Raw genomic sequence first — 16,999 nt, 5'->3', positions numbered from 1 at the left:
GATCTGGCGAGGTTTGCGAAGACTCATCGATATTCAACTCGGCTTTGAACTCGCCAAAAATTGTGGGTAATCGAAAGGCTGATGGACCGCATACAGTCGAACTCGGGCGTGTCATGCAAAATGCATAACCCGACCCTGAGCCGCCCTTCAAGTCTCTCGGCAGCGGAAGGTCGCGAACCGCGATCGTCCATGCGGCAGGAGCGCGGGCGGCAATCCGAGCCTCACCTTCGGGATCACGGGTTCCGACAACATGCCAATCCGCTATTGCCTGCCTAAGAAGGTGCGCGGTTGCGCGGGTGTGGAAGCGAGGCCGGTCATGAGGTCGCATCGAGCTGCCCTAGCAGAACCAAGTAGACGTTCGTCAATTTCTCCTTGTCCGCGTGACAACCGAATAGGCGTGGCAATTTCAATTGGTCGCTGCCAGAATGGGGAAAGGTGATTCGTTCAATCGACTCATGACAACACGCCTCTTCCGCGAAGTCGTAGCCTCGGTCGGATTTTCACGACAGCGCTGGCGTGAGGCCGTCCGAACCGGGAATCGGGCGCTTCAGGCTGCCCTGCGTGATGTCCCTCACGCTGGCGGGCCCGGTACCGAAACTCGCCAACATTGTCGCAGAACGCAACGGTACGTTCGCTGCCTCGCGCAGGCGACGAAGGGCCATCCGCGCTTTGCCGCCGCCTTGCGCGGCGACGCCATCGAACTTATGTGCTCGGGCGCGAGACACCACGATATCGGCAAGATCGGGATACCCGCGAGTATTCTGCTGAAACCGGGAAAGCTGACACCCGCCGAGTACGAAATAGTCAAATTGCATACCTCGATCGGTCGCGATATTGTTAATAGCGCGCGGCAGCTCCACGACGGGCCCAACGAGTTCCTGGACTATGTCTGGGAGATCGCTTACTGCCATCATGAGAAATGGGATGGAAGCGGCTATCCACAGGGGCTGTCAGGCGATAACATTCCCGTTTCGGCCCGTCTGACGGCCTTGGCCGATGTCTACGATGCTTTACTCAGCCGTCGAATCTACAAAGACGCTTACAGTCATCAGGAAGCCATCCGGCTGATCGCGGAGGGCCGTGCGGGCCACTTCGATCCAGACCTTACCGATATTTTCCTCTCCGTTGCCCATGATTTTTTTGCGATCGCGCTCATTGGTAACGTCGACCGGCGAGCAGTCTGATCCTCCGATCGGTGTCCGACGCAGACGTCGCTTCGTAGGTCCCGACTGGCGCGAAAGGGATACGTCACTGTCTGACAGCCGAAGTTCCGTGAACGACGGCCTATGGACAAGTTGGACGGCAGGATCCGCATCCGGTCCGCTATTCCTGATCTGTCGACCATGTGACGGCACATCACGCCACTGCGCGCGACAATCGCTCACTACTGCGCGCCAAGCGATTGGTGACGATTTGGGAAATGATCCCGGAGGACAGAAGATGGCCCGGTTGCTGAAACTGCAGTTCGCGCCCTGCGCAACCACGCCCGAACTTCGGCACCCGACCCGTAGCGGACCGTCGAGCCGTCATCCGTGTAAGGTCGGCAATGGGATGCACAGTGGCCAATAGCCCTTCTGCCCACTCGGCAACGCGGGCATATCAGGTGCACACGGATTGCGCGGGCCGGAGGACGGGATTCTGCCAAGGCCGCGCGTCGTGCTGAGGGACGCGTCGTTGCGCGCAGCGACTTCGACTGTTCCTGGGGCGCAACTGCGAAGTTGAGCCATCAGTTTGCCAGCTGCCATTGCAAGATGGGATGCTGATAGCCTAAAGGAATCACCCACGCTCCGCCTTCACCAAAGTTCCAAGTCGGCCCAAAGCTAGCTTTCACGCTCATTTGCGCAGTCGACAATCCATTCTGGCTCGGCACTTGAGTACCACTTCCCACGCCGACAGACTCTCCGGTCGCCTGCCTATCCCAATAGACGTCGGTGGCAATATGGCCGGAGTTCTCTCTCGCTATTCCTCCCCGGTATGTTGGCAGAAACACCTGATCCACCTTTGCTGTTGCTAAAGACTCTTCGATTGTCCCGCCGTTGAAATCGACCAACCCGCCATTGCCTGTTGCGCTAGAGTAGCCCGTTGCGTACGATTGTCGAATCAACCCAGAGTTTCCGCCGATGAGCCCACCGGAGTAACCATGCGACCCTCCTCCCACTGCGCCACTGGCATACGATTGCGTGATCGTCCCAATATTCTCCCCGACCAGTCCGCCCAACCACCCCTGAGAACCGACATCGACACTGCTTCCCGACCTCGAGATAACGCCGGTGTTCACGCCGACAAGCCCGCCTGCATCATTCCCGATGATCCCATAAACCAAAACTGTACCGCTGGTGAACACATACGTGATCAATCCGGCTGAGCGGCCAGCCAAGACTCCCAAGGGCCCGGATATCGCATTCGCGCTCGCGTCTGCTAACACTAGGTTGCGAATCACCCCCGACTTGGCGATCGTTGCAAAAAGTCCGAGCGGGGAATCAGCACCTTCTGCCTGTTGACTGTCTAAAACTCTTACGTTTCGTATCAGGTGTCCGAAGCCATCGAATTGCCCTGCGAACCCTGTTTCGCTTCGAAGCCCAATCGGCTCGAACGGTGTACTTGGGCTACTTGCGTCCAAATCTCTGCCAAGCGCATAAATGCCCGATAGGTTTAGCGACACTTTGGTCAGATCCTCCATGGAGTTCACAAGCTGGTAGGCGGTCACCTGAGTTTTGAGGCCGCTGTAGGGCGCGGCGAGCCACGTCGCATTGCTTCTAATATTGTCCGGCGCGTAGGTGCCATTCATGTCATAGAGAGCGGATACTACGCCTGTGCTTTTCGACCAATCAATCGTCCCGCGACTAGTGATGCTGCCGCCGTTGTCGATGCCGCTCGCATCGGCGCGCAGTGTCAGATGGCCCGCGCCCTTGTTTGAAATCGTCGTGATTGACCCCAGTGTCACCGAGTAGTTCGCGTTCAGAGTGAGCGACGCATCGCCTCGCCAGCGCAACGTCGATAGCATCTTGATGTCGCCGCTTGAGCCATTGGCACCGGTCGCGTCAACGGTCACCGACGTGCCGCGCGTAAGATTTTTTGAGAGCGTCTTGGCGTTATGCGGACCGGCGTTGAACTCGGGCGTTCTCACATTCCACTGTGCCGCTCTCACCCTAGCGTCATCCAGATGCAGCGCGTTCGCATTTGTATCAACCGTGCCGCCGCTTCCGTCCGCGTTCGTGGCGACAACAAGATCATGTTGGTGCGCTGTGCCGCGCTCGGCGACCAGCCATACATGGCCGTCGCGGGTGGCGGTGCCGGTTGCATGCAGTTCGCCTTGCTTGCCTGCGAGCGCAAACACGTTGCCATCCGCCGCTTCGAGGTGGATCTGCACGGCGCGAATCGTACCGTTGTTGACGACGTCGCCGCGCGTTCCTGCCTGCACGAACACCTGCGGGCCACTCGCCGAATCCTTCAACAAGACCTGTCCGCCGGTGGCCAGTTCTGCGGTTCCATTCAGAGCGAGGATCGAACCGTCGTTCTCGGTCAGCTTTCGCGAGATGAGGAACACATCGCCGCCGCTCGAACTGATCTTTCCGAGGTTCACCACTGCGCCGTCGCCGGAGCCGTTGAGCGTCAGCAACCCGCCGCTCATGAACGCGTCGTTGCCCACATCAAGCGTCGACGCGACAAAACGGCCGCCGATGGTAACGACGCCACTCGCACCGATGAGCACGCCTTGCGGGTTTATCAGGTAGAAGCTGCCCGTCGCGCTGAGCCTGCCGTCGATCACCGAGCGAGCCGTACCCGTCACGCGGCTCAGCGTCGCACCGGTACCATTGTTTACGCTCACGCTGTTTCCATTGCCGATCGAGAAGGAGCGCCAATCAATGACCGCGCGCGGAGTGCTCTGCGTGATGTTGAGCCCGGTGCCGTTTGAGGAAATAGTGCCCGCGCCGGCGACGAACCGCTCCCCGTTTGGCATCGGCCCGGCCGCAAGCGCACTTGCACCATGTACGCTCAAGGCCAACAGAATGGCGCAAAGAACCCGGAAGCGAAGCGTGTCACGACTATCGATGACAACAGCCGCCGGCTTGTGCATCGGCACCGCAAGGTGCTCAAGCGTGTGCATAGCTCCTCCTGCAACAGATACGCGTCGATCTTCATCGACGGCATCAACCCATCATATGCGCAATTCGCAGCGCCGATCCGCTAAATAGCACGGAGACACACCCGACCCTCCACGACGAGTTCTGCAATCTGCTTTGACGAACAATCATCCGGTGGATAATCTGCCTCCACCTACGGCAGGATGCTCTCTCCGCCGTCAATAACTCACCTAGAGCGACGCGCAGTCCGCACACTGCGCGGGACGCGACGTGCTCGACCGCATCGGCGACAAATGGAGCATGCTCATGATCGTGAAGCTCGCGACGCAATCGCAGCGCTTCAGCGAGCTTTTGTGGGCGCTTCAGGTGTCTTGCCTTTCCTTAGCCCGGGTGAAGGCCGGTCGTACGGATACTGTTATTACGTCCCCGGCGGCGAGTCCACCGCTTGTGGGCCGTATCTATCACAGTGGCGACGCTCCACAGTAATAGCCTCTGCCAGTCGAAGCAGGAGCTGTGCGACGTGGTCCCTCGTTAGCAATGGGGTACGCGGACCATCGACCATACGGCCACATACGGCACGGCGGCAATCAAAGCCTCGTTATCGTCCCCGGTGAACAGCTGATAACGCAGGTAGATCCCGGGCATCCGGTTCACGTCATCACAAGGTAGAAACGGACATTGCAACTGGTACCGTAAAGTGGATCAACGATGCGAAGGGTTTCGGGTTCTTTTGTAGCGGTGAACGCGCGTCTTGTACGCGAACGCTGGAATGGGCGGCGATATCGCATGGCCGAGAAATCCTTGCATAAATGTCGCGGTTGACTGCTACCGTACAGACGTATCTCTCCGGATGTGACATTTTGGTGCTGTGCCGTTCGCGGTACCTGCAATATCTCGGGAGGCTTTTCGCAGTCCGCATTGGAGGCAATCGGCCCTCTGCCTTCCTCGTGATGAGGATGTGGGGATGGGACATTGCAACCGTAAAGGATATCGCTGGATCACTTCGACTGCTTATCATGACCGACCAGCCAATCGGTCATGTAGTTTTCTAAATGGCAATGCGTGAATGCGGTGGACCCGAATGCGAAATGAGATCCGTGGGCGAGCCATAGCGGCCCGTATCTGAGTAGGGTCCGGGACTGCCTTGAAAGGCCCTCGAACACATTCTTATAACGTTGGACCGGTGACGTATAACACGACACGGCTTTGCGGACAGAGTGAGTAATGCGCGAAGGCCGCTGCTCCAGCGTGCCCATTCACGCTTCCTCAGGGACAACGTTGGCTGCCGTGAGTCGCGGTATCTGCGACTGCGCGGCGCAAGTTTTCCAGAGTGTGACACCAGCCAACACAGTGAGACCACCATGTACAGACGCATCCTCGCCGCCATCGACGGCAGCGAAACCTCCATCCGCGCACTTGACGAAGCCTTGCGACTCGCCCGTGAAAATCACGCCGAACTCAGGCCGCTGTATACCGTCGATGCGCCGTTGATGGCCTACGAGGCCCCTGGCTACGACCCATCGATCCTGCGCGATGCCATGCTGAGCGAAGGCACGCGCGTCACCAACGACGCGCTCGGCAGGATGCATCGCGACAACGTGCGCGGCGTGGCGCAAGTGGCCGAAGCCGATCTGTATGGCGACGGCATCGCGCAACGCATTCTGCTGGTGGCGACCGAGATGAATGCCGATCTCGTTGTGATGGGCACTCATGGGCGGCGTGGATTTCAACGGCTGGTGCTCGGCAGCGTTGCGGAGCGGTTTGTGCGTATGGCGTGCTGTCCCGTGCTCCTGATCCCGGCCGAACACGCCGCTGCCGGCTCAAGCCCGGGCCAGGATGCCGCGGCCCCGGTCGCCGAACCGGTCTGATGAGGTCCGATCCGCGGCAGGCGGCTGCGGCACCTGCCCGGTTACGTCTTGAGCATGGCGTCATCCACCGCTTTCCAGGATCGAAGGAGTCGTCAATGAGCTACAAAAGCATCGCCGTTCATCTGGACACCAGCAAGCGGGCCCACGCGCGCCTTGAGATCGCCCTGCGCCTCGCCCGCGACTTCGAAGCGGAGCTTACCGGCGTTTTCGCGATCTTCATGCCCGTCCCGCAGCCGATGTGCGTGATGGCGGGATCAGCCGACTATTATGCGGCCCACGAAGAGACGCGTGCCCGGCACGCTGGCGCGATCGAACGCCTGTTCAGGGCTGAAGCCGTTCGCGCCGAAGTGCCGGGCCGATGGGTCGAGGCCCGCGAGCATGACGAGCCGTCGGTGTCGCGCTATGGGCGCTGCGCGGACCTGGTGATCGCAGGCCAGGACGACCCCAGCGATCCTGAATCGTTCATCGCCGATCACTTCATCGAGGACCTCGTCATGGAGAGCGGGCGGCCGGTGCTGCTCGTCCCGTACGCCGGCGAGTTCCCGACGATCGGCACGCGCGTCATGCTTGCGTGGGACGGCAGCCGCGAGGCAACGCGAGCCGTTCACGATGCGTTGCCTTTCCTCCAACGCGCGCGGCAGGTCACCGTGGTGACCGTGAACGAACTCTCGACCCGGTCGCTCGCGAGCCAGATCCCCGGTGCGGAAATCGCCTTGACGATCGGCCGTCACGACGTAAAGGTCGAGGTGAACGCGATCGAAGGCGCACACGATGCCTCGATCGGGGACGTATTGCTGTCGCGGGCTAGCAACCTCGGTGCCGATCTTCTCGTCATGGGCGCTTATGGGCATGCGCGCTGGCGGGAACTCGTCCTTGGCGGAGCGACCCGCACGCTGCTCAAGTCGTCCACGCTTCCCCTGCTTCTCTCTCACTGAAAGGTCGCTCGAACCAGGAACCGCCCACGCATCGCCCACTTTGTGGAACGGAGACGCCGCTGAATGTGCAGGAGCTCATCATGTCTTTCGCCACTGAGACCGGGACTGTTGTCGCCGGTCACCTTCGACGTCGCGTCATAGTTCCGCCGACGGCATGCCAACACTAAAACCGGCAAGTTCGCCGGGCTGCGGCGATTGCCGCGCCCGGCCGGTGTGCCTCGCGCGGGACCTCGGTCCTCGGGAACTGGCGCGCCTCGACGCGATTATTCAGGCTAGACGCACGGTAAAGCGTGGCGAATCGCTCTACCGTGCGAACGATCCGTTCGACAACATCTATGCGGTCCACGTGGGATCCTTCAAAACGCTCATTGCGCACGGTGACGGCGTGGAGCAGGTCACCGGCTTCCATCTTTCGGGCGAACCGCTCGGACTTGACGGCATCTGTACGGAGCGACACAACTGCACGGCGATCGCACTCGAGGACAGCACTGTGTGCATCATTCCGTTTCCGCTGCTCGAATCGCTATGCCGCGAAGTCAGCGCGATGCAGCATCAGGTCCATCGTATGATGAGCGGCGAGATAGTGCGCGGATCGCGTCTCATGATGGTGCTCGCCGCGATGTCCGCGGAGCGGCGCCTCGCGGTGTTTCTCGTCAACCTGTCCGAACGGCTGAAGGTGCGCGGGTATTCGCCCGCCGAGTTGAGCCTGCGCATGAGCCGCGAGGAAATGGGCAGCCTGCTCGGGATGAAGCTCGAAACCGTGAGCCGCATGTTCTCGAAGTTTCAGCAGCAGCGGCTGATCAACGTTCAAGGCAAGCAGGTCCAGATCCTCGATTTCGGCGGCCTCTCGCGAATCGAGCGCGGCTGCACTAGCCTGCCAATAGCGGCCGCAACAGGGTGATTCTCGTCCAGAGGAACACAAGTGCCAGGCCACGCCCGGTGGGTTTACCACGAGGCGGGAGTCAGTTTCGCATGCGTGACCTCGACGCTCTCCGTAAGTGTCGCGGCACGACCTCGCGCGACCCTCGCGCGACGCTTACCTCGATTGACAAGGTTCATCGCGAGAACTGAGCGAAGCCCATTTTTTCTTAAACCATTCGAACATGGGAACTCTCCGCCTGACTTCAATTCGACGGGACGGCTCTCGACTGTCCGAGGGTCGATGTAGGTGGGCGATGCTTCGTGGCCGGGGTTGCGGCAATCGGCAGACGAGGCTGGCGCGAGGTCATCCGCGCCGACGAGCAGGCGAACTTCCGCACTGGACCGAGATGGAATAGACACTATCAACAGGACCGCTGCTCGAATACGCCGCCGAATCCTCCGTGTGATTGGTGCGTCGGAAAAAAGCACCTGACTCAAGATACGGCACAAAACTTAGGATATTTGATTGGATCCTACGGATTGACGGTCGGAGCAAGCAAACCGCCATGGCCGCTTGAACGCGGCCTCGTCCGCCCCGGTCGCATTGTCGCACCGTGGCGCGCGGAAACTATACTTTGAAGGTGATCATCGCGCGCAGTGCGATTGTTCGATAAACTGAAACAGTCGCGAGCCCGGCTGGCGCATTATATGACGCGGTCTGCCGCCGCTCTTATCCGGCGCGATTCCGGCGAACCGAAGGGAGCCGCTATGCCTGACCATTCACTTCTCAATGAAAACCATCTGCTTTCAGTTTTGCCACAAACGGAAAGGGCCCGCCTAGCCCCGCATCTGGTTCCGATCGACATGACATTGGGGGACGTCGTGTACGAATCGGGTGACCGCCAGCACTTCGTCTATTTCCCTACGACATCCATCGTATCTTTGCTTTACGTGATGGAGGATGGAGCGTCCGCGGAGATCGCGATCGTCGGCAATGAGGGGCTCATCGGCATCGCGCTCTTCATGGGCGGCGAAACGACGCCGAGCCGTGCAATCGTGCAAAGCGCCGGAACGGCCTTCCAACTGGACGCACAGATTCTGAAGCAGGAATTCATCCGTGGCGGCCCCGTGCAAAGGCTGCTGTTGCGCTATACACAGGCCCTGATCACGCAAATGGCGCAGACCGCCGTTTGCAACAGGCACCATTCGATCGACCAGCAACTGTGCCGGTGGCTGCTGCTTAGCATGGACCGCCTGCCATCCAACGAACTGAAGATGACGCAGGAACTCATTGCGAACATGCTCGGCGTGCGACGTTCCGGTGTGACGGAGGCAGCACTAAAGCTTCAGGACGCCGGGCTGATTCGATATGGTCATGGACACATCCAGGTGCTCGACCGACCGGGGCTCGAAAAGCGCGTCTGTGAGTGTTATCGCGTCGTGAAGCGGGAGTTCGACCGGCTGCTGCCCGATCTAAAGGCCATATAAATCGGCTCTCTGGGCGGCGCCTCTCCGCCGCCGCCGGTAAAGCCCCTGTTGCTTACGTGCGGTCCGACAGCGCCTTGAGCTCGCGCATCGTCTGTTCAGCGCGCTTGCTGATCGCTGCCAACGCTTTCGTCTGCGACTCCTGTGCCATCGCGGCAAGCTCGCGCATGTTTTCGAACGCCGTCTGCAGCGACTGCTGGATGAACTCTCCCCGCTTTGCCATCGACTCCGTCGGGGTGTCGCCGCTCATGCGGCCCGCTGCCGCCTGGATCTCATGCGCGCTCGCATTAAGCATTTCCGTTTGCTTTCGAACCAGCGCCTGCATTCCTTCATACGCGAGCGTGTTGGCCTTCGCGAGAGCTTCGACGTCATTGCGCCGCGCTTCCAGCAACGACGTCATATCAACACCGGGAAATTTGAAGCTCTCCAGCATCTTGCTGAAATCAGTAATCTGGGTAAAAGGTGTTGCCATGCTGATTCTCCTTTCGACATGTTCCCCAACAACCAGTAGGGTGGCTACCGTTATCTCAGCGGTGTGCTGATAGTTCATTTGTCTCGCGAATTGCACTTGGAAGGACGGTGATAGCCACTTAGGCCGCTAAGGCATTGGCAAGGGCACGGTCTTTCGGGCCATCGCGCCCGTCCTCAGGTCTGGCGGTTTGCCTCGAGGTGGGCATAACCAACGCGTCCCCTTCGATCACCACCTTGTTGAGCACGCGACAGATGGTGGTCAGCGACACACGCCTCTTCTCGGGCAGCAATGCAACCACCGTCACGGTGGCGTGGACGGTATCGCCGGGCTTCACCGGCGCCTTAAAGCGAAGGGTCTGGCTCAGGTAGACGGTTCCCGGCCCGGGCAACCTGCCGGCGATGGCCGCTGAGATGACGCTCGCGGTCAACATGCCGTGCGCTATTCTGCCCTTGAACCGGGTGGTCTGCGCGAACTCCTCGTTGATGTGCATCGCGTTGTTATCGCCAGAGACCGCGGCGAACAGCACGACGTCTGCCTCGGTGATGGTCTTCGCAAACGTAGCGCTCATGCCCGGTTTCAAATCTTCGTAGTCGTAGCCGTTAAGCTCGTTCATAACTCCTCCGTGGGAGCGGTAGTCAGGCGCGAACCGACGCCTTTTATGACATGACTCGTGGGGCACTTCCCACCGATCAAGCGCCGACGACTCTCCTGCTGCGAGCCGGTTCTGGAGGCTTGTGACTGTCGCGCAGCGTCACGCCTCAGGCGATCTTTTTCAGGTCGAGGAGGTCCGCCGCTTGCAACGCGCCCTTTCGCTGTCCCCCAGCCCCTTTTTGGATGAAACCAAAAGGCTTCCCCAGCGGCAGCAGCACCCTGCCAAAGTAGGTGTTCAAGAAGACGGCGCCAGCGCAATACAAGCCCAGCAATGAAATGAGCAGCTCCGAATAGGCGGCCAGCAAGGAAAAGAACTCGCGGTGGATACCCAATATCGATAGTCCCAGCGACGGCAACAGAACATTGATCAGCACGAGGATGGCCGCAAATACCTTGTTCGCCTCGAACGCAGCAACCATGATGAATAGCGAAAAGATCGTGTAACCGAAGCAGGCGTAGGCAAGCTGCCTAGGATCAGCTTTGTCCCCGACCGCCCCGAACCAGCCCAGGCTGATCGCCCAGTGCATTCCGACTGCGACCCAGAATAGACCGTATGCTCCGAGCACAATGGCGCCAAAATAATTGTTCTTCTTGAAGTCGACGAACGATGCCCAGACCTGCGCCATTGACCCCAGAAACAATGCCCAAGGTATGAGATAGGTAACACCGGTGGTCCACCCCATTTTTTGCGACGCGGCCACGAACGTAACCATCGCTAGTCCGAAGACGCCGAGCGCGGTGGGGTCGGACATCAGAATTTTCGTCTCTGTGACGTTTTGCTGGGCTTGCATGTTCGATACTCCTGCAGTCGGTGCTGCCGACCTTTGGTGGGTGCAGTCTGACTCCGCTTCGCTTCAGAACATCGTTTCATCCAGGGCGAGGACCGAACCGGCGCCGCTGACGATAGCCTCTCGATAGACCTGCGCTTCCGGCAGCACGTGCTCGGCATAGAAGCGCGCCGTGATCTTCTTGGCCCGGTAGAAGTCGGCGTCCGGGCTTTCCAGCATCTTCATCGCTACCAAGGCAGCGCGAGCCATGAGCCAGCCTCCCGTAACGGTGCCGAACAGCTTGAGATAAGGCACAGCGCCAGCTGCCGCGCTTGCCGGGTCTTGGTCATATGTCGCGAGGAGCCAATCGGTTGACTTCTCCAGCGCCAGCGTGCCGCCCAACAGCGACCCCGCAATGACTTTGAGCTCGTTGTCTCCCGCCGCTTCGAGCGCGGCCAGGGTGTCGTTCATCTCGGCGAGCAGGAGCTTGACTGCAGCGCCTTGGTCGCGCGCTACCTTTCGCCCGATCAGGTCGTTGGCCTGGATGCCTGTTGTACCCTCGTAGATGGTGGTGATGCGCGCGTCGCGCATATGCTGGCATGCCCCGGTCTCCTCGATGAATCCGACGCCACCGTGTACCTGAATGCCGGTGGAGGTGATGTCGAGGGCGTTTTCGGTGCACCACCCCTTCACCACAGGTGTCAGGAGGTCCGTCATCGCCTGGTGCTTCGCGCGCTCAGACGCGTCCGGATGGGAATGCGCGGTGTCCATCTGCGCAGCCGTGAAGTAAGCGAGCGCCCGCATGGCCTCGATGCGCGCTTTCATGTTCATCAGCATGCGTCGGACATCGGGGTGCCGGATAATCGCCACGGGACCGCCACTTGTCGCGCCGATGGGCCGGCTTTGTACGCGCTCACGAGCGAAGCCCAGGGCCTGCTGGTAGGCGCGTTCGGAAATGGCCACGCCTTCCAGCCCGACGTTCAGACGCGCGTGATTCATCATCGTGAACATGCAAGCGAGGCCGCGATTGGCCTCACCCACCAGGTACCCAATCGCGCCTTCGTTCTCGCCGAAGGCCATGACCGCGGTCGGACTGCCGTGAATGCCCATCTTGTGCTCGATCGACGCGCAGACGAGATCGTTGCGCCGGCCCAGACTGCCGTCGGCATTCACCAGGAACTTGGGCACGACGAACAGCGAAATCCCCTTTGTTCCCTCGGGTGCATCCGGCAAGCGTGCAAGCACCATGTGGATGATGTTTTCCGCCATGTCGTGTTCGCCCCACGTGATGAAGATCTTCGTGCCTGTGATTCGGTAGTGGTCACCCTCGGGCTCCGCTTTCGTCCGCACCGCCGACAGATCCGAGCCTGCCTGCGACTCAGTGAGGTTCATCGTGCCTGTCCATTCTCCCGACACCATCTTCGGTAGATAGCGCTGCTTATCCCGATCGGAGCCGTGGTTTTCGAGCGCCGCCACGGCGCCCAGCGTCAGCATCTGACACAGGGAAAACGCCATGTTGGACGCCTTCCACATCTCCAGTACCGCGGTGGATATCAGCGAGGGCAGGCCCTGCCCGCCGAATTCCGGACTTGCCGGCATCGCATTCCAACCGCTTTCAACGAATTTGCCGTAGGCCGCCTGGAACCCGTCGGCGGTTGTGACCGCACCGTCCTTGCAAGTGCATCCCTGGCGGTCGCCTTGAGCGTTGATAGGGGCTAGCACTTCCGTTGCAAACTTCGCCGCCTCTTCCAGGATCGCCTCCACGAGGTCGGGCGTTGCTTCCTCGTTGCCGGGCAAAGCTGCAATCGCGGCAAGTCCTGCCAGCTCGTTCATCGCGAACAGCATGTCGCGTGTGGGTGCCACGTACGTTGTCATCTCTGTGTCCTTCGCAACGGGTCTGCGGGCTTCAGGCCAGCAAACCGGTGATTTCCGGTACTGCCTCAAACAGATCAGCCACCAGGCCGTAATCCGCCACCTGGAAGATCGGCGCGTCCGTGTCCTTGTTGATGGCCACGATCACCTTCGAATCCTTCATGCCGGCTAGATGCTGGATCGCGCCGGAAATACCCACGGCAATATAAAGCTCCGGCGCCACGATCTTTCCCGTCTGGCCCACCTGATAGTCGTTGGGCACGAAGCCGGCATCCACCGCCGCGCGCGAGGCGCCGAGCGCGGCGCCCAGCTTATCGGCCAGGGGATCGAGCAGCCTGTGGTAGTTCTCGCCATTGCCGAGACCCCGGCCGCCTGAAACGATGATTTTTGCGTCGCCGAGTTCAGGTCGCGCCGACTTCGTGAGTTCGCGCCCGATGAGCCTCGACAGGCCGAGATCGGCGCCGGCTGGCAGCGCTTCGACTATGCCACCTCCGCCCGCGCCGGCTGGCTCGAAACCCGTGCTACGGACCGTGATTACTTTCACCGCGTCGCGAGATCTGACGGTGGCCAGCGCATTGCCGGCGTAAATCGGCCGTATGAAGGTGTCGCCGGATTCCACTGCGACGATGTCAGAGATCTGTGCGACGTTGAGCAACGCCGCAACCCTTGGCAACAGGTTCTTGCCGAAGGTGGTGGCCGGAGCCAGGACGTGGCTATACCCTCCGGCGTGGGCGACAACCAGCGCGGCCACGTTCTCGGCGGACTGGTCGGCGTAGTGCGTGGCATCCGCTACCCGTACCCGAGCGACGCCGTCGATCATGGCCGCCGCCTGCGCGGCCGCAGCGCAGGCGTTGCCTGCCACCAGCACGTCGATGTCGCCGCCGATCTTCGTCGCAGCGCCGATGGTATTCAGTGTCGCGCTCTTGATCGACACATGGTCGTGCTCCGCAATAACCAGGATCGTCATTCAGATCACCTTCGCTTCGTTCTTGAGCCTGTCGATCAGCTGCTTGACGTCCGCCACGCGGACGCCGGCAGCACGTCTGGCTGGCTCGACTACGGTCAGGGTATCGAGCCGCGGGGTGACATCCACGTCGAGCGATTCAGGCGTGAGCGTCTGGAGCGGCTTTTTCTTCGCCTTCATGATGTTGGGCAACGTCACATAGCGGGGCTCGTTAAGCCGCAAATCGGTGGTGATGACGGCCGGGAGGGGAAGCTCCAGCGTTTCCAGTCCGCCATCGATCTCGCGCGTAACGGTGGCCACGTTGTCATCAACCACGACCTTGGAAGCAAAGGTTGCCTGAGGCCAACCCATCAGCGCCGCCAGCATCTGGCCTGTCTGATTGGCATCGTCATCGATTGCCTGCTTGCCGCAAAAGACGAGTTGCGGGTCCTCCTTGACGACTAGAGCCTTGAGGAGCTTGGCGACCGCCAGCGGTTGCAACTCGACATCGGTTTCGACCAGAATGGCTCGATCTGCGCCGATCGCCAGTGCGGTGCGCAGCGTCTCCTGGCACTTGGCCACGCCGCACGACACCACGACCACTTCCGATCCAATGCCGGCTTCCTTCAGCCGCACCGCCTCTTCGACCGCTATCTCGTCGAATGGATTCATCGACATCTTGACGTTTGCCAGGTCAACACCGCTCCCGTCAGGATTGACGCGGACCTTGACGTTGTAGTCAAGGACCCGCTTTACTGTAACGAGTATTTTCATGGTTCCCTCGCTGCTGAGGCGAGTTCAGGTTGCAAGAGCGCCTTCGCTTGCTCACGCAATATGAACTTCTGGATCTTGCCCGCCCCGGTTCGTGTCAGCGGCCCAAAGACGACGCTCTTCGGCACTTTGAAGCGCGCCATCCGCTCACGGCAGAAGTCGATGAGTTCTCTCTCGCTCGCCACACCGCCTTCCTTGAGTTCGACGAAGGCGCAGGCAACCTCACCCCATTTTTCGTCCGGGCGTGCCACGACCGCAGCGCCGATTACAGCAGCATGGCGATAGAGCACATCCTCCACTTCGAGCGAGGAAATGTTTTCACCGCCCGAAATGATCACGTCCTTCGAGCGGTCCTTGATCTTCACATAGCCATCAGGATCGACCACCGCCAGATCGCCGCTGTGGAACCACCCGCCCGAGAATTCCTTCTCTGTCGCATGGGGGTTCTTTAGATAACCCTTCATGATCAGGTTGCCACGGAACATAATTTCGCCCATCGTCTCGCCGTCGGAGGGCACGGGCTGCATGCTGATCGGATCCATCACGATCATGTCTTGCTGCAACGGTGCGCGTACGCCCTGGCGACCGTTGAGCGCCGCGCGCTGGTCCAGCGGCAGATCGTTCCAGCTCGCCTGCTTGGCGCATACTGCAGCCGGCCCGTAGGTCTCCGTCAGACCGTAGACGTGGGTAATGTCGAATCCGATACGCTCCATCCCTTCGATGACCGAGGCAGGAGGCGCAGCGCCGGCGATGCAACCCGAGACCCTGTGCTCGATACCAATGCGCATTTCATCGGGCGCGTTGATCAGCATGCTGTGCACGATCGGGGCGGCGCAGAAGTGCGTCACCTTGTGCGTCCTGATTGCGTCGAAAATTGACTTGGGCTCCACGCGCCGCAAACATACGTTAGTGCCGGCGTTGGCTGCCATGGTCCACGGAAAGCACCAGCCGTTGCAGTGAAACATGGGCAGCGTCCACAGATACACCGCGTGGTGCGACATGCCCAATGAAAGAATGTTAGACACTGCGTTGAGGTAAGCCCCCCGGTGGTGGTAGACCACCCCCTTCGGATTGCCCGTTGTGCCGGAGGTGTAGTTGAGCGCGATTGCGTCCCATTCGTCCGCAGGCAGCGACCACTCGAAGTCCGCGTCCCCTTCCATCAGGAACGCCTCGTAGTCCATTTCTCCGAGCAGCTTTCCGCCTTGAAATCCAGGGTCATCGATGTCGATGACGAGCGGCCGCTCTTCGAGCATCGGCAGAGCATGCTCCATGACTGACGAATACTCTCGATCGGTAATGACGGCCTTGGCTTCGCCATGCTGGAGCATGAAACCGATAGCTTCCGCATCGAGCCTCAGATTCAGCGTATTCAACACCGCGCCAATCATCGGCACCGCAAAGTGCGCCTCGTACATGGCCGGGACGTTTGGTGCCATCAGCGCCACCGTATCGCCTTTCCCGATACCGCGTTTGCTCAGGGCCGAAGCAAGGAGCCGGCAACGGTCGTAGCATTGCTTCCAGGTGATTTGCCAATCCCCATGGATCGTTGCAACGTGATTAGGGTATACGCACGCGGCGCGCTCGATAAAGCTAAGGGGGGACAGCGGAACATAGTTCGCGCCATTCTTGCCGAGGCCGAAGTCATACGGGTCGATGCGAGTCACGGCTGTCTCCATTGGATCGCGGTTGAGCCATCGGGATGTATTTCGGTCATAAGACCCGAAACGATCGACCTTCGTCTTCCGCAACACTGGTATTACTGGATCGGGCCGCCAGGCAGAGGGACGATCGCGATACTCCGCTTTTCGTCATGTGGGACTCACGGATGTGTGACTGGCCAGTTACCTCTTAAGGTGGGGTCGCGGGACACCCATACAGACTGTGCACCGAACTGGATCAGGAATCGGTACGGTGGCGTACCGGAATCGGCGCGGGAGTTCCTAGCGCATGAACTAATAATAGGCAGGTCGAAGGCTTGCTGGAATTTAGCGTGGAAGTCGGGGGACGCAGTGACGCTCGCGAGTGACACAAAGGAGATGATCCCCATCCTAGAGATTTAGGAGTGCATGTTGTCATTATCGATGGACTTCGGACCGCACTTTTAATCCGTGCATAACGTCGACATCCGGCGCATAGTCGACGGGTGTGGTCGCCTCATACAACTCCCTTTAGATCTCAGTTCGCCACCAAGTCATGTCTCAACTCAGCACTCAGCAGTACGGTCCGCGCGAGTCGATGGAATATGACGTCGTGATCGTTGGCGGTGGCCCGGCTGGACTGTCGGCGGCT

13 protein-coding genes are annotated in these 16,999 nt (G+C 60.1%); 5 read left to right on the top strand and 8 right to left on the bottom strand.

Annotation, left to right across the window (positions count from 1 at the left end; translation table 11 throughout):
• Positions 1-455: 455 nt before the first annotated feature.
• Complete coding sequence (locus AWB67_RS30750; RefSeq protein WP_235025423.1) at positions 456-1,184, top strand: HD-GYP domain-containing protein; 729 nt, start codon at positions 456-458, stop codon at positions 1,182-1,184.
• Positions 1,185-1,726: 542 nt separating this feature from the next.
• Here the strand turns inward: AWB67_RS30750 and AWB67_RS30745 are convergent.
• Positions 1,727-4,108, bottom strand: a complete 2,382-nt coding sequence (locus AWB67_RS30745) for a two-partner secretion domain-containing protein (protein ID WP_235025422.1) — start codon at positions 4,106-4,108, stop codon at positions 1,727-1,729.
• Positions 4,109-5,446: 1,338 nt separating this feature from the next.
• On the opposite strand from AWB67_RS30745, the gene AWB67_RS30730 reads away from it, so the two are divergent.
• From AWB67_RS30730 to AWB67_RS30715, 4 genes are all read left to right on the top strand, one after another.
• Positions 5,447-5,953, top strand: coding sequence for a universal stress protein (locus tag AWB67_RS30730; protein WP_087659896.1), 507 nt, complete (start codon positions 5,447-5,449; stop codon positions 5,951-5,953).
• Between the two features lie 95 nt (positions 5,954-6,048).
• Positions 6,049-6,888 (top strand): universal stress protein, encoded by an 840-nt coding sequence (locus tag AWB67_RS30725; protein WP_087659895.1) that lies wholly within the window; start codon positions 6,049-6,051, stop codon positions 6,886-6,888.
• Between the two features lie 154 nt (positions 6,889-7,042).
• A complete protein-coding gene (locus tag AWB67_RS30720) occupies positions 7,043-7,789 on the top strand; it encodes a helix-turn-helix domain-containing protein (protein WP_087659894.1) in 747 nt (248 codons plus the stop codon).
• Positions 7,790-8,517: 728 nt separating this feature from the next.
• Positions 8,518-9,237, top strand: a complete 720-nt coding sequence (locus AWB67_RS30715; protein ID WP_087659899.1) for a Crp/Fnr family transcriptional regulator — start codon at positions 8,518-8,520, stop codon at positions 9,235-9,237.
• 52 nt (positions 9,238-9,289) lie between these two features.
• Here the strand turns inward: AWB67_RS30715 and AWB67_RS30710 are convergent, their stop codons facing one another.
• The 7 genes from AWB67_RS30710 to AWB67_RS30680 all read right to left on the bottom strand — a co-directional run bounded on the left by AWB67_RS30710 (position 9,290) and on the right by AWB67_RS30680 (position 16,386).
• Positions 9,290-9,784 (bottom strand): phasin family protein, encoded by a 495-nt coding sequence (locus AWB67_RS30710; protein WP_327366762.1) that lies wholly within the window; start codon positions 9,782-9,784, stop codon positions 9,290-9,292.
• 40 nt (positions 9,785-9,824) lie between these two features.
• A complete protein-coding gene (locus AWB67_RS30705; protein WP_087659892.1) occupies positions 9,825-10,319 on the bottom strand; it encodes a MaoC family dehydratase in 495 nt (164 codons plus the stop codon).
• A 145-nt stretch (positions 10,320-10,464) separates the two neighbouring features.
• Positions 10,465-11,148 carry an acetate uptake transporter gene (locus AWB67_RS30700; protein ID WP_087659891.1) on the bottom strand — a complete coding sequence of 228 codons (684 nt, stop codon included), beginning with the start codon at positions 11,146-11,148 and terminating at the stop codon, positions 10,465-10,467.
• A gap of 63 nt (positions 11,149-11,211) precedes the next feature.
• On the bottom strand, positions 11,212-12,999 hold the full coding sequence (locus tag AWB67_RS30695; RefSeq protein ID WP_087659890.1) for an acyl-CoA dehydrogenase family protein: 1,788 nt from the start codon (positions 12,997-12,999) through the stop codon (positions 11,212-11,214).
• 31 nt (positions 13,000-13,030) lie between these two features.
• Entirely contained in the window at positions 13,031-13,963 is a 933-nt protein-coding gene (locus AWB67_RS30690; RefSeq protein WP_087659889.1) for an electron transfer flavoprotein subunit alpha/FixB family protein, read from the bottom strand.
• The gene (locus AWB67_RS30685; protein WP_087659888.1) at positions 13,964-14,713 is read right to left on the bottom strand and encodes an electron transfer flavoprotein subunit beta/FixA family protein; all 750 of its coding nucleotides are present in this window, start codon (positions 14,711-14,713) and stop codon (positions 13,964-13,966) included. It abuts the gene before it with no gap.
• Entirely contained in the window at positions 14,710-16,386 is a 1,677-nt protein-coding gene (locus AWB67_RS30680; RefSeq protein ID WP_087659887.1) for an acyl-CoA synthetase, read from the bottom strand. Before AWB67_RS30680 ends, AWB67_RS30685 begins: the two co-directional genes overlap by 4 nt.
• Between the last annotated feature and the right edge of the window lie 613 nt (positions 16,387-16,999).

This window comes from Caballeronia terrestris (assembly GCF_001544515.1).
Classification (GTDB): domain Bacteria; phylum Pseudomonadota; class Gammaproteobacteria; order Burkholderiales; family Burkholderiaceae; genus Caballeronia; species Caballeronia terrestris.
This window is presented reverse-complemented; position numbering and strand designations above follow the sequence as displayed.

What these genes read in the sequence shown, in the direction of transcription:
- AWB67_RS30690 (WP_087659889.1), bottom strand. Translation starts at nt 13,963, where the DNA reads ATGACGATCCTGGTTATTGCGGAGCACGACCATGTGTCGATCAAGAGC.
- AWB67_RS30725 (WP_087659895.1), top strand. Translation starts at nt 6,049, where the DNA reads ATGAGCTACAAAAGCATCGCCGTTCATCTGGACACCAGCAAGCGGGCC.
- AWB67_RS30680 (WP_087659887.1), bottom strand. Translation starts at nt 16,386, where the DNA reads ATGGAGACAGCCGTGACTCGCATCGACCCGTATGACTTCGGCCTCGGC.
- AWB67_RS30695 (WP_087659890.1), bottom strand. Translation starts at nt 12,999, where the DNA reads ATGACAACGTACGTGGCACCCACACGCGACATGCTGTTCGCGATGAAC.
- AWB67_RS30750 (WP_235025423.1), top strand. Translation starts at nt 456, where the DNA reads ATGACAACACGCCTCTTCCGCGAAGTCGTAGCCTCGGTCGGATTTTCA.
- AWB67_RS30715 (WP_087659899.1), top strand. Translation starts at nt 8,518, where the DNA reads ATGCCTGACCATTCACTTCTCAATGAAAACCATCTGCTTTCAGTTTTG.
- AWB67_RS30685 (WP_087659888.1), bottom strand. Translation starts at nt 14,713, where the DNA reads ATGAAAATACTCGTTACAGTAAAGCGGGTCCTTGACTACAACGTCAAG.
- AWB67_RS30710 (WP_327366762.1), bottom strand. Translation starts at nt 9,784, where the DNA reads ATGAACTATCAGCACACCGCTGAGATAACGGTAGCCACCCTACTGGTT.
- AWB67_RS30720 (WP_087659894.1), top strand. Translation starts at nt 7,043, where the DNA reads ATGCCAACACTAAAACCGGCAAGTTCGCCGGGCTGCGGCGATTGCCGC.
- AWB67_RS30745 (WP_235025422.1), bottom strand. Translation starts at nt 4,108, where the DNA reads ATGCACACGCTTGAGCACCTTGCGGTGCCGATGCACAAGCCGGCGGCT.
- AWB67_RS30705 (WP_087659892.1), bottom strand. Translation starts at nt 10,319, where the DNA reads ATGAACGAGCTTAACGGCTACGACTACGAAGATTTGAAACCGGGCATG.
- AWB67_RS30700 (WP_087659891.1), bottom strand. Translation starts at nt 11,148, where the DNA reads ATGCAAGCCCAGCAAAACGTCACAGAGACGAAAATTCTGATGTCCGAC.
- AWB67_RS30730 (WP_087659896.1), top strand. Translation starts at nt 5,447, where the DNA reads ATGTACAGACGCATCCTCGCCGCCATCGACGGCAGCGAAACCTCCATC.